Below are 12141 nucleotides of genomic sequence, written 5' to 3'. Positions count from 1 at the left end.
GCGCTCTCTACTTAATCTCCCTTAAGGCTCAAACGGCCGACGCTGAAACTGATCGTGCCCGCACTTCGGACACAGCGGCAACACTTCCGGCGTGTAAAATGCCAGATGGTGATGACATTGCTCACACACCAGATTGCCCAGCCCGACCACTTCGCCACTGTGATACACGCCGTGATGGCTGACATCCTTGAAAACCTCACGCCATTCCAACTGGGTTTTATCGGTGATATCCGCCAGTTCCTGCCATAGGCTTTCTTTAATCACCCGCATAAATACGCTGTCGGTGACATCGTCCTGGCTCTCTTTATAGCTGCGGGCAAACTCTTCCAAATCGCGGCGCACGGCTTGAGTAACCTGTTCCACCTCTGTGCGAGTCAACTCACCCACTTCGTCCAAACGTTTCTCGGCGCTGGCAACCAGTTCGTCGATATCACGCTCCCCGTTCTGCAAACGTTCCGTCAGAGATGCCACCAATTCGCGGTAATACTGAGCAACCTTGTTCATAGTCTCTCCTCGATGAACTGCCGTGACAGGACTTATCCTTTCATTTTAGCCTTAAAACCCTGATGACACTTGGTTAGTGTGAGAGATTGACCGGTTGTGGATCACATCATGGCGATGTTTTTTTTAAATACGCCGTGCGGGGCGCTTGGTGTTGTTGCCGGGAGGTCTTATCAGCTATGCTATGCGGATCTCAGTACTCAACAGAATGCTACGGATGTAGCTGTTTCACACCTACAGGACCACCGGCCGCCATGCAAGAGCAATACCGCCCCGAAGAGATAGAATCGAACGTACAGCTTCACTGGCAAGAGAAGCAAACTTTCAAGGTTACCGAAGATGCGAGCAAGGAAAAGTATTACTGCCTTTCCATGCTGCCATACCCTTCTGGTCGCCTACACATGGGCCATGTGCGTAACTACACTATTGGCGACGTGATCTCCCGCTACCAACGCATGTTGGGCAAAAACGTCCTGCAACCGATCGGTTGGGATGCGTTTGGCTTGCCAGCAGAAGGCGCGGCGGTGAAAAACAACACCGCACCGGCCCCATGGACCTACGACAACATCGAATATATGAAGAACCAGCTGAAACTGCTGGGCTTCGGTTATGACTGGGATCGCGAGATCGCCACCTGCAAACCAGACTACTACCGCTGGGAGCAATGGTTCTTCACCAAGCTTTACGAAAAAGGCCTGGTTTACAAGAAGACCTCTGCGGTGAACTGGTGCCCGCACGATCTGACCGTGCTGGCCAACGAACAGGTGATCGACGGCTGCTGCTGGCGCTGCGATACCAAAGTTGAGCGCAAAGAGATCCCACAGTGGTTCATCAAAATCACCGCTTACGCCGATCAGTTGCTAAACGATCTGGATACGCTTGAAAGCTGGCCAGAGCAGGTGAAAACCATGCAGCGTAACTGGATTGGCCGCTCCGAAGGCGTAGAGATCACCTTCAGCGTGGCCAACAGCAGCGAGCAGGTCACCGTTTACACCACCCGTCCAGATACCTTTATGGGGGCCACCTATGTGGCCGTGGCGGCCGGTCACCCGCTGGCACAGCTTGGCGCAGTGAACAACCCGGCACTGGTTGAATTCATCGACGAATGCCGTAATACCAAGGTGGCCGAAGCTGAAATGGCCACCATGGAGAAGAAAGGCATGGCCACCGGTCTGTTTGCCATTCACCCGCTGAACGGTGAGAAGCTGCCAATCTGGGTGGCCAACTTCGTCCTGATGGAATACGGCACCGGTGCCGTAATGGCAGTGCCTGCCCACGATCAGCGTGACTGGGAATTCGCCACCAAGTATGACCTGCTGATCAAACCCGTAATACTGAATCTGGATGGCAGCCAGCCAGACATTCATGTCGAAGCGATGACCGAGAAAGGCGTGCTGTTCAACTCTGGCGAATTCGACGGCCTGGAGCACGACGCGGGCTTCAATGCTATCGCGGATAAACTGGTTGCCCTCGGCGTTGGCCAGCGCAAAGTCAACTACCGCCTGCGCGACTGGGGGGTTTCCCGCCAGCGTTATTGGGGCGCACCGATCCCGATGGTGACGTTGGAAGACGGCACCGTGATGCCAACTCCAGAAGATCAACTGCCGGTGATCCTGCCGGAAGATGTGGTCATGGACGGCATCACCAGCCCGATCAAAGCCGATCCTGAGTGGGCGAAAACCACCGTTAACGGCCAGCCAGCGCTGCGCGAAACCGACACCTTCGATACCTTTATGGAGTCGTCCTGGTACTACGCGCGCTACACCTGCCCGCAGTACGACGAAGGGATGCTGGATCCGGCGGCCGCTAACTACTGGTTGCCGGTCGATCAGTATATCGGCGGTATCGAACACGCGATCATGCACCTGATGTACTTCCGCTTCTTCCACAAACTGATGCGTGACGCTGGCCTGGTGGATTCAGATGAACCCGCCAAACGCCTGCTGTGCCAAGGCATGGTGTTGGCCGATGCGTTCTATTATAGCGGCAGCAACGGCGAGCGTATCTGGGTTTCCCCGGCTGATGCCATCGTTGAGCGCGACGAGAAAGGCCGCATCACCAAAGCCACCGACCCAGAAGGCCACGAATTGGTCTATGCGGGCATGAGCAAAATGTCGAAGTCGAAGAACAACGGCATCGATCCGCAGTTGATGGTGGAAAAATACGGCGCGGATACCGTTCGCCTGTTCATGATGTTTGCCTCACCGGCAGAAATGACGTTGGAATGGCAGGAATCCGGGGTTGAAGGAGCGAACCGCTTCCTGAAACGCGTCTGGAAACTGGCTTACGATCACGTTGAGAAAGGGGCTGTTCAGCCGTTGAACGTGGCTGCGCTGAATGAAGATCAGAAAGCATTGCGCCGCGATGTGCATAAAACCGTCGCCAAAGTGACCGACGATATCGGCCGCCGTCAGACCTTCAACACCGCGATTGCCGCCGTGATGGAACTGATGAACAAGCTGGGCCGCGCGCCACAGGAAACCGAACAGGATCGTGCTCTGTTGCAGGAAGCCTTACTGGCGGTAGTCCGTATGCTGTATCCATTCACTCCGCACGTTTGCTTCACTCTGTGGCAGGCGCTGAACGGCGAAGGTGATGTGGATACCGCCGCCTGGCCAGTGGCCAATGAGGCTGCCATGGTGGAAGACTCCAAGCTGGTGGTGGTACAGGTCAACGGTAAAGTCCGCGCTAAAATCACCGTGGCTGCCGATGCAACCGAAGAGCAAGTGCGTGAGCGCGCCGCTGAAGAGCATCTGGTGGCCAAATATCTGGAAGGGGTCACGATACGTAAAGTGATCTACGTTCCAGGCAAATTGCTTAACCTGGTTGTGGGTTAACACAAGGAGGCATTGTGCGACATCGTATTCTGACGTTGTTGCTGGGGTTGGCGGTGCTGGTCACCGCTGGCTGCGGTTTTCACCTGCGTGGCACCACGCAGGTCCCTACTGAAATGCACCAGCTGATGCTGGACAGCTACGATCCCTTTGGCCCGCTGACGCGTGCTGTGCGTTCTCAGTTGCGTATCAACGGCGTCACCATTGTGAGTGATACTGCTCGCAAGGATGTGCCGTCTCTGCGCATCGTCACGTCGACCCAGACCCAGGATACGGTTTCGATCTTCCAGGATGGTAAAACGGCAGAAAACCAGATGGTGATGACCGTTCAGGCCCAGGTTTTGATCCCGGGTCGTGATATCTATCCGTTGAGCGTCACCGTGTTTCGTGCGTTCTTTGATAACCCATTGACCGCACTGGCCAAAGACGCCGAGCAGGAAATCATTCTGCAAGAAATGCGCCAGCAGGCCGCGCAGCAGCTGGTACGTAAGTTGATGACAGTGCATGCCGCGGAAATAGGTATTCAACAGAAAGCGGCTGCCGCCGATGAAAAAGCGGCAAGCCAATCAGCGCAATGATTCGTCTCTATCCTGAACAACTTGCCGCGCAGCTCCGTGAGGGGTTGCGCGCTTGTTATTTATTGAGCGGTAACGATCCGCTGCTGCTGCAAGAAAGCCAGGATCTGATCCGCCAAACGGCTCAGCAACAGCAGTTTACCGAGCATTACAGTATTTCCCTTGATGTCCATACCGACTGGGATGCCATTTTCAGCATCTGCCAGGCCATGAGCCTGTTTGCCAGCCGACAAACCCTGTTGCTGATTTTCCCGGAAAATGGCCCAACCGCGCCGATTGGCGAGCAGTTGGTCAAGCTGGCGGGTTTGCTGCATGACGATATTCTGCTGGTGCTGCGTGGCCCTCGCCTGACCAAAGCGCAGGAAAACGGCGCCTGGTTTAAAGCGCTCAGCCCGAACGGCGCGTTGATCAGTTGCCAAACCCCTGAACAGGCGCAACTGCCACGCTGGGTGGCGCAGCGCGCCAAGTCCATGCAGTTGGAACTTGATGACGCCGCCAATCAACTGCTGTGTTATTGCTATGAAGGCAACCTGCTGGCACTGTCACAGGCGCTGGAGCGCCTTTCCTTGCTGCATCCAGACGGCAAGTTGCCTCTGCCGCGCGTTGAGCAGGCAGTTAACGACGCCGCGCATTTCAGCCCCTTTCACTGGCTGGATGCCCTGCTGGCAGGCAAGAGCAAGCGCGCCTGGCATATCCTGCAACAATTGCAGCAGGAGGATGTCGAACCGGTGATTCTGTTGCGTACCCTGCAACGCGAACTGCTGATGCTGCTGACCCTTCAGCGCCGTATGGCAAACACCCCGCTGCGCACGCTGTTCGACCAGCACAAAGTCTGGCAGAATCGCCGCAGCCTGATTACCCAGGCACTGCAACGCCTGTCGGGCCAGCAGTTGCAGCAGGCCGTTCACCTGCTGGCACAGATTGAAATTACCCTTAAGCAGGATTACGGTCAGTCTGTCTGGTCGGAGCTGGAATCCCTATCGATGCTGATTTGCGGCAAACCTCTTATCACGAGTCTCTCAGATGGTCAGTAAACCGGAAAATGCCAATACGCTGCATGCCTTTTTTGGCGGCACCTTTGACCCGATTCACTACGGCCATCTGCGCCCGGTTGAAGCTCTGGCTCAAGAAGTTAGCCTGAGTCAGGTAACCCTGTTGCCAAATCATGTGCCCCCTCACCGTCCGCAGCCGGAAGCTAACCCACAGCAACGGTTGAAAATGGTGGAATTGGCGATCATCGGCAATCCGTTGTTTACGGTGGACGATCGTGAACTGCATCGCACCACTCCCTCCTACACCATTGATACGTTGGAAACGATTCGTAAAGAACGTGGCACCGCGCTGCCTCTGGCGTTTATCATTGGCCAGGATTCACTGCTGACGCTGCACAAATGGCATCGCTGGCAGGCGCTGATGGAGGTCTGTCATCTGCTGGTACTGGCGCGCCCCGGCTATAACAGCCGGATGGATACGCCAGAGTTGCAGCACTGGCTGGAACAGCATCAGGTTACCGATGCCCGCCAGCTCAGCCAGCAGCCGCAGGGTTATGTCTATCTGGCCGATACCCCGCAGCTGGAAATATCGGCCACCGAAATACGCCAGCGCCGCCATCAGGGCATCAGCTGTGATGATTTGTTACCGCGCGCGGTGCAACGCTATATCGAGTTACAGGGTTTATACAGATAGTGCTATACTGCGCCGCTCTTTTTCAGGTATCCGCTGAAAACCTTGGTTGACCGGGCGGTGACCAGAAGTCACAGAGTAGGATCCTACCGATACCATCATAATTCAGGCCACACCGCGGCTTGATAAACAGAACATACCCGAGGGGGAACCTTTGCAAGGTAAAGCGCTCCAAGATTTCGTCATCGATAAAATTGATGACATGAAAGGCCAAGATATTATCGCTCTGGATGTACAGGGCAAATCCAGCATCACCGATTGCATGATCATCTGCACTGGCACCTCAACCCGTCACGTGATGTCGATTGCCGAGCGCGTGGTAGATGAAGCCCGAGCCATCGGGATGGAACTGTTTGGCATGAAAGGCCAGGCAGTTTCTGACTGGGTGGTGGTTGATCTGGGCGAAGTGATTGTGCACGTGATGCAGGAAGAAAGCCGTCAATTGTACGAACTGGAAAAGCTCTGGAGTTAAGCGGTGAAACTGCAATTGATTGCAGTCGGCAGCAAAATGCCTGACTGGGTGCAGACCGGCTTTATGGATTACCTGCATCGCTTTCCGAAAGACATGCCGTTTGAGCTGACCGAAATCCCGGCGGGCAAGCGCGGCAAGAATGCGGATATCAAACGCATTCTGGAAAAAGAGGGCGAACAGATGCTGGCAGCGGTCGGCAAGGGCAACCGCATTGTCACCTTGGATATCCCAGGAACCGCGTGGGAGACGCCCCAGTTAGCGCAACAGCTCGAACGCTGGAAGCAGGATGGCCGCAACGTCAGCCTGCTGATCGGTGGCCCGGAAGGGCTGGCTCCGGCGTGTAAAGCGGCGGCAGAACAAAGCTGGTCGCTCTCGCCATTGACGTTACCGCATCCTTTAGTGCGTGTTTTGGTGGCTGAAAGTCTCTACCGCGCCTGGAGTATTACCACCAATCATCCTTACCACCGGGAATAACCGCTGGTGACAGTAACAGAGTGAAATAAAGTAACGGGATGAACATAGATCGTAACCCTTTTCGCGACTATACGGCAGAATCTGCCCTGTTTGTACGCCGCGCCCTGGTGGCGCTTTTGGTTATTCTGGTGCTGACAGGCATCCTGATTGCCAATCTGTATAATCTGCAGATCGTTCGCTTTGAGGATTACCGTACCCGTTCCAATGAAAACCGAATCAAGCTGGTACCGATCCCACCCAGCCGCGGCATTATTTACGATCGTAACGGCACGCCGCTGGCGCTGAACCGCACCATTTACCAGTTGGAGCTGATGCCGGAAAAAGTCGACGATCTCAACGCCACGCTACAGGCGTTACGCCCGATCGTGGATCTTACCGATGAAGACATCGTCAACTTTGAGAAAGAGCGCAAACGCTCGCGCCGTTTTGTTTCGATCCCGGTTAAAACTGCGCTGACCGAAGTTCAGGTCGCTCGTTTTGCCGTCAACCAGTTCCGCTTCCCCGGCGTGGAAGTGAAAGGTTATCAGCGTCGCTATTATCCCTACGGTTCTGCCCTCACCCACGTGATCGGCTATGTGTCGAAGATTAACGATCGCGACGTCGAACGCCTGGATAAAGATGGCAAGCTGGCTAACTATGCCGCCACGCACGATATTGGCAAGTTGGGTATTGAACGTTTTTACGAAGATACCCTGCACGGTAAAACCGGCTATGAAGAGGTTGAAGTCAACAACCGTGGCCGGGTGATCCGCCAGTTGCATGAGCAACCGCCTTCCGCCGGTAAAGACGTTTATCTGACACTCGATCTCAACCTGCAACGCTATATTGAACAACTGCTGGTGGGCAGCCGTGCAGCGGTAGTGGTCAGCGATCCGCGCACCGGTGGCATTCTGGCGATGGTTTCCAACCCCAGCTACGATCCGAACCTGTTCGTTGACGGTATTTCCAACAAAGATTATCAAGGGTTGCTCAACGATCCGAACCGCCCGCTGATCAACCGCGCCACGCAAGGGGTCTATCCCCCCGCGTCAACGGTAAAACCCTATATTGCCGTATCGGCCCTCAGCGCCGGGGTGATCACCCGCAATACCATCGTGTTCGATCCCGGCTGGTGGCAACTGCCCGGTTCTGAAAAGCGCTTCCGTGACTGGAAAAAGTGGGGCCATGGCCGCCTTAACGTCACCAAAGCCTTGGAAGAGTCTGCGGATACCTTCTTTTATCAGGTTGCCTATGATATGGGTATCGATCGCCTCTCAACCTGGTTGAGCAAATTCGGCTACGGTGATTACACCGGTATCGATCTTTCTGAAGAGCGCTCCGGCCTGATGCCGACGCGCGACTGGAAGTTCAAACGTTACAAGAAACCTTGGTATCAAGGGGATACTATTCCGGTGGGTATCGGCCAGGGCTACTGGACCGCTACGCCGATCCAGATGTCCAAAGCACTGAATACGCTGATCAACGACGGTAATGTCAAAATACCGCACCTACAGCAGAGCACCAAAGTCAACGGGGTTCTGGTGCCGTATCAACAGGAAGAACACAAGCAGATTGGTGATATCCATTCTGGCTTCTGGGAAATTGCCAAAGACGGTATGTACGGCGTTGCCAACCGGCCAAACGGTACGGCCCGCAAGTACTTTGAAGGAACCCCGTATAAAGCCGCAGCCAAATCGGGGACCGCACAGGTATTCGGTTATGAAACCTATAACGCCCACAAACTCGCAGAGCATCTGCGTGACCATAAACTGATGACCGCCTTTGCCCCGTACGACAACCCGACGGTCTCAGTCGCCATCATTCTGGAGAACGGCGGTTCAGGCCCGGCGGTAGGTACCATCACCCGCCAGATCCTCGACCATATCCTGTTGGGCGACAACAATACGCAATTACCGGATGCAGCCCCACTGCCACCAGGTATAGAAGGTGATTAAGGTAGAACATGACTGAAAGCCAACAAAAGGGCTCCATCTGGACCAAAATCCATATCGACCCCACTTTCCTGTTATTTATTCTGGCCTTGCTGGTCTACAGCGCCGTTGTGATGTGGAGCGCCAGCGGCCAGGATGTCGGCATGATGGAACGCAAGATCGGCCAGATCCTGATGGGCCTGATCGTCATGGGCGTCATGGCGCAGATCCCACCACGCGTGTATGAAAGCTGGGCGCCGTATCTGTATATTTTCTGCGTCATCCTGCTGATTCTGGTGGATGCCTTCGGGCAGATCAGTAAAGGGGCACAGCGCTGGCTGGATCTGGGTTTTGTCCGTTTCCAGCCGTCGGAAATCGCTAAAATCGCCGTGCCGCTGATGGTGGCCCGCTTTATGAACCGCGACGTGTGCCCGCCTTCGCTGAAAAATACCGGTATCGCGCTGGTGCTGATCTTCCTGCCCACCCTGCTGGTGGCCGCACAGCCCGATCTCGGCACCTCGATTCTGATCGCCGCTTCCGGGCTGTTTGTGCTGTTCCTGTCTGGCATGAGCTGGAAGCTGATTGCGTTTGCCGCCGTACTGGTGGCAGCCTTTATTCCGGTGCTGTGGTTCTTCCTGATGCATGGCTATCAGCGGGATCGCGTGATGATGTTGCTCGATCCGGAAAGTGATCCTTTAGGGGCCGGCTACCACATTATTCAGTCAAAAATCGCCATCGGTTCCGGTGGCCTGTCCGGTAAAGGCTGGCTGCACGGTACGCAGTCGCAGTTGGAATTCCTGCCCGAACGCCATACCGACTTTATCTTCGCGGTGCTGGCAGAAGAGCTTGGCCTGATCGGCGTTCTGGTGTTGCTGGTGCTGTACCTGCTGGTGATCATCCGCGGGCTGATGATCGCCGCGCGGGCGCAAACCACCTTTGGCCGCGTCATGGTCGGTGGTTTGATGCTGATACTGTTCGTTTATGTGTTTGTTAACATTGGCATGGTCAGTGGTATTTTACCGGTAGTTGGCGTACCTTTGCCTCTGGTCAGCTATGGGGGATCGGCGCTGATCGTCCTCATGGCCGGGTTCGGCATCGTCATGTCGATCCACACGCACCGGAAAATGCTGTCTAAAAATCTATAAGAGGTGAGTAATGCGTAAGGAATGGCTTTGGATCGGCGCAGTGGCTGTTGCGGTATTACTTTCAGCCTGTACCACCACGCAGGAAGAAACACAGGCTCCGCCACAGCAGCAACCCTACAGCGGGCCAGTAACCGAAATCGGCGGTGTGGAACCTCACTATGAACCCTATAACCCTGGCACGTTGCAGGACTATAAGGTTAATGGCGATACTTATCGCATCGTGCAAGATCCACAAAACTTTTCGCAGACCGGCTTAGCGGCCTGGTATGGCGAAGAGGCCAACGGCAATACCACCGCCATTGGTGAACGATTCGATCCCAATGCCCTGACTGCCGCACACCCGACTCTGCCGATCCCAAGCTACGTGCGCGTCACCAATCTGGCCAATGGCCGCCAGTTGGTGGTGCGTGTCAACGATCGCGGCCCTTATACGCAAGGCCGGATTATCGATCTGTCAAAAGCGGTTGCCGATCGTCTTAACCTGACGAGCAATACCAAGGTGAAAGTGGACTTTATCAGCGTTGCCCCTGATGGATCACTGAGCGGCCCCGGCACCATCGGCACCGTGGTTGCCAAACAGAGTTACGCCCTGCCGCAGCGCCCGGATCTCGGCTCAAGCAGCATGGGTATGCCCATACAGCAGGAAACCCCTGTCACCAACGGTGCAGCCGTACGCCCGATTGACAACAGCAGCCTAAACGTTGATGACAGCAGCAGCGAGCCTGTTCGCAGAGGCGGGTTCCTGGGTGCGCCAAGCGCCTTGCCAGCTGGGGTGCTGGAAGGCTCAGAACCACCACCGATCATCAGCGCTCCTGCCGTTGCCGCGCCAGTAGTGGCAAGCACGGCCAGTGAAGGCGGCAATTTCGTGGTTCAGGTCGGTGCCTTGAGCAACGCCGAGCGCGCGCAAAGCTGGCAGCAGCAACTGAGTCAACAGTTTGGCGTTCCCGGTAAAGTATCTGCCAATGGCAATATCTACCGCGTGCAGTTAGGCCCGTTCAGTAACCGTCAGCAGGCAGCACAGCTACAGCAACGCCTGGCCAGTGAAGCACAACAACAATCTTTCATCACTGCTGCACCCTAAAACGTGAAGCCCGCCAAGCCATCACGGCTGATAGCCCGTTTTTTAGCTGAAACATTTTCTTGCAGCTAAACCACTATCAGCCGGGTGAATGCTTAATGCCTGCCGGGATCCCATCTGTTATAGTGTGGCTCGTTTTTTAACTTAATCTCACGGATGTTGTCGTTCCGATCATGAAACATGTAACTTCTTTTCGCTTAATCAAGAGCATAACACTCGGCACCGTCATCGCGATAAGCGCAGCGTCAGTTGCCCATGCAGACGATGTTAATATCAAAACCATGATCCCAGGTGTCCCGCAAATTGATGCGCAAGCGTACATCCTGATTGATTACAACTCCGGTAAAGTATTGGCAGAATCTAACGCCGACGCCCGTCGTGACCCCGCCAGCCTGACCAAAATGATGACCAGCTATGTCATCGGCCAGGCGTTGAAGTCCGGCAAGATTGGCCAGGATGATATGGTCACCATCGGCCAAGATGCTTGGGCCACCGGTAATCCGGTGTTTAAAGGCTCCTCGCTGATGTTCCTGAAACCCGGCGATCGGGTGCCGGTCTCCAAACTGACGCGCGGCATCAACCTGCAATCGGGCAACGACGCCTGTGTCGCCATGGCCGATTACGTTGCCGGCAGCCAGGATGCGTTTGTTAACCTGATGAACACCTACGTCAAACAGCTTGGCCTGCAAAATACCCACTTCCAGACCGTGCACGGCCTGGATGCTGAAGGCCAGTTCAGCTCTGCGCGCGATATGGCGCTGATCGGCCAGGCATTGATCCGTGACGTACCAGATGAATACGCCATCTATAAAGAAAAAGAATTCACCTTCAACAACATCCGCCAGATGAACCGTAACGGTCTGCTGTGGGATACCAGCCTGAACGTTGACGGCATCAAAACCGGTCATACTGACGCCGCAGGCTACAATCTGGTGGCTTCCGCCACCGAAGGCCAGATGCGGTTGATCTCCGCCGTGCTGGGTGGCCGAACCTTCAAAGGCCGTGAAACCGAAAGTAAAAAGTTGCTGACCTGGGGTTTCCGCTTCTTCGAAACCGTCTCCCCGCTCAAGGCCGGTAAAGAGTTTGCCTCCGAACCTGTTTGGTTTGGCGATGCCGATCGTGTCGAGCTGGGCGTGGATAAAGACGTTTTCCTGACCATCCCACGCGGCCGGATGAAAGATCTGAAAGCCAGCTATGTGCTTAGCACGCCAGAAATCCACGCGCCGCTGGCCAAAAACCAGGTTGTCGGCAGCATCAATTTCCAGTTGGATGGCAAGACCATCGATCAACGCCCGCTGGTGGTGCTGAACGAAGTAAAAGAAGGCGGCATCTTCAGCCGTCTGGTGGATTACATCCGCCTGATGTTCCACCACTGGTTTGGCTAAAGCTTGAAACCGGGGATTTCAACCCCCATATGATGATTAACACTCACTCCCGCTAAGGCGGGAGTTATACTTTATAGTCAGCTT

At 55.1% G+C, this 12141-nt stretch carries 11 protein-coding genes; 10 read left to right on the top strand and 1 reads right to left on the bottom strand.

Annotated elements, in window-relative coordinates:
- Nucleotides 1-21: 21 nt before the first annotated feature.
- Nucleotides 22-504, bottom strand: a complete 483-nt coding sequence (locus ACX9GT_RS07035) for a zinc ribbon-containing protein (protein ID WP_473190432.1) — start codon at nt 502-504, stop codon at nt 22-24.
- Between the two features lie 251 nt (nt 505-755).
- On the opposite strand from ACX9GT_RS07035, the gene leuS reads away from it, so the two are divergent.
- The 10 genes from leuS (at nt 756) to dacA (ending at nt 12057) form a co-directional block, all read left to right on the top strand.
- Nucleotides 756-3338 carry a leucine--tRNA ligase gene (leuS, locus tag ACX9GT_RS07030; RefSeq protein WP_473190431.1) on the top strand — a complete coding sequence of 861 codons (2583 nt, stop codon included), beginning with the start codon at nt 756-758 and terminating at the stop codon, nt 3336-3338.
- Nucleotides 3339-3352: 14 nt separating this feature from the next.
- Nucleotides 3353-3913 carry an LPS assembly lipoprotein LptE gene (lptE, locus tag ACX9GT_RS07025; RefSeq protein WP_473190430.1) on the top strand — a complete coding sequence of 187 codons (561 nt, stop codon included), beginning with the start codon at nt 3353-3355 and terminating at the stop codon, nt 3911-3913.
- Nucleotides 3910-4944: a DNA polymerase III subunit delta gene (gene holA / locus ACX9GT_RS07020; RefSeq protein WP_473190429.1), complete on the top strand. Its 1035-nt coding sequence runs from the start codon at nt 3910-3912 to the stop codon at nt 4942-4944. Before lptE ends, holA begins: the two co-directional genes overlap by 4 nt.
- Entirely contained in the window at nt 4934-5596 is a 663-nt protein-coding gene (nadD, locus tag ACX9GT_RS07015) for a nicotinate-nucleotide adenylyltransferase (protein ID WP_473190428.1), read from the top strand. The genes holA and nadD overlap by 11 nt, the downstream gene beginning before the upstream one ends.
- A gap of 151 nt (nt 5597-5747) precedes the next feature.
- A complete protein-coding gene (rsfS, locus tag ACX9GT_RS07010) occupies nt 5748-6065 on the top strand; it encodes a ribosome silencing factor (protein WP_473190427.1) in 318 nt (105 codons plus the stop codon).
- Between the two features lie 3 nt (nt 6066-6068).
- Nucleotides 6069-6539 carry a 23S rRNA (pseudouridine(1915)-N(3))-methyltransferase RlmH gene (rlmH, locus tag ACX9GT_RS07005; protein WP_473190426.1) on the top strand — a complete coding sequence of 157 codons (471 nt, stop codon included), beginning with the start codon at nt 6069-6071 and terminating at the stop codon, nt 6537-6539.
- 38 nt (nt 6540-6577) lie between these two features.
- Nucleotides 6578-8473 (top strand): peptidoglycan DD-transpeptidase MrdA, encoded by a 1896-nt coding sequence (gene mrdA, locus ACX9GT_RS07000; RefSeq protein WP_473190425.1) that lies wholly within the window; start codon nt 6578-6580, stop codon nt 8471-8473.
- Nucleotides 8474-8481: 8 nt separating this feature from the next.
- Complete coding sequence (mrdB, locus tag ACX9GT_RS06995) at nt 8482-9594, top strand: peptidoglycan glycosyltransferase MrdB (RefSeq protein WP_473190424.1); 1113 nt, start codon at nt 8482-8484, stop codon at nt 9592-9594.
- Between the two features lie 10 nt (nt 9595-9604).
- Nucleotides 9605-10675, top strand: a complete 1071-nt coding sequence (rlpA, locus tag ACX9GT_RS06990) for an endolytic peptidoglycan transglycosylase RlpA (RefSeq protein WP_473190423.1) — start codon at nt 9605-9607, stop codon at nt 10673-10675.
- A gap of 170 nt (nt 10676-10845) precedes the next feature.
- Nucleotides 10846-12057 (top strand): D-alanyl-D-alanine carboxypeptidase DacA, encoded by a 1212-nt coding sequence (gene dacA, locus ACX9GT_RS06985; protein WP_473190422.1) that lies wholly within the window; start codon nt 10846-10848, stop codon nt 12055-12057.
- Nucleotides 12058-12141: the final 84 nt, after the last annotated feature.

This window comes from Serratia sp. YWN4 (genome assembly GCF_055790845.1).
Note: the sequence above shows the minus strand (reverse complement) of the source record. Positions and strands in the feature narration are given on the sequence as shown.

Excerpts from the sequence above, each read along its gene's own strand:
- ACX9GT_RS07035 (WP_473190432.1), bottom strand. The coding sequence starts at position 504 with ATGAACAAGGTTGCTCAGTATTACCGCGAATTGGTGGCATCTCTGACG.
- leuS (WP_473190431.1), top strand. The coding sequence starts at position 756 with ATGCAAGAGCAATACCGCCCCGAAGAGATAGAATCGAACGTACAGCTT.
- holA (WP_473190429.1), top strand. The coding sequence starts at position 3,910 with ATGATTCGTCTCTATCCTGAACAACTTGCCGCGCAGCTCCGTGAGGGG.
- nadD (WP_473190428.1), top strand. The coding sequence starts at position 4,934 with ATGGTCAGTAAACCGGAAAATGCCAATACGCTGCATGCCTTTTTTGGC.
- mrdA (WP_473190425.1), top strand. The coding sequence starts at position 6,578 with ATGAACATAGATCGTAACCCTTTTCGCGACTATACGGCAGAATCTGCC.
- mrdB (WP_473190424.1), top strand. The coding sequence starts at position 8,482 with ATGACTGAAAGCCAACAAAAGGGCTCCATCTGGACCAAAATCCATATC.
- rlpA (WP_473190423.1), top strand. The coding sequence starts at position 9,605 with ATGCGTAAGGAATGGCTTTGGATCGGCGCAGTGGCTGTTGCGGTATTA.
- dacA (WP_473190422.1), top strand. The coding sequence starts at position 10,846 with ATGAAACATGTAACTTCTTTTCGCTTAATCAAGAGCATAACACTCGGC.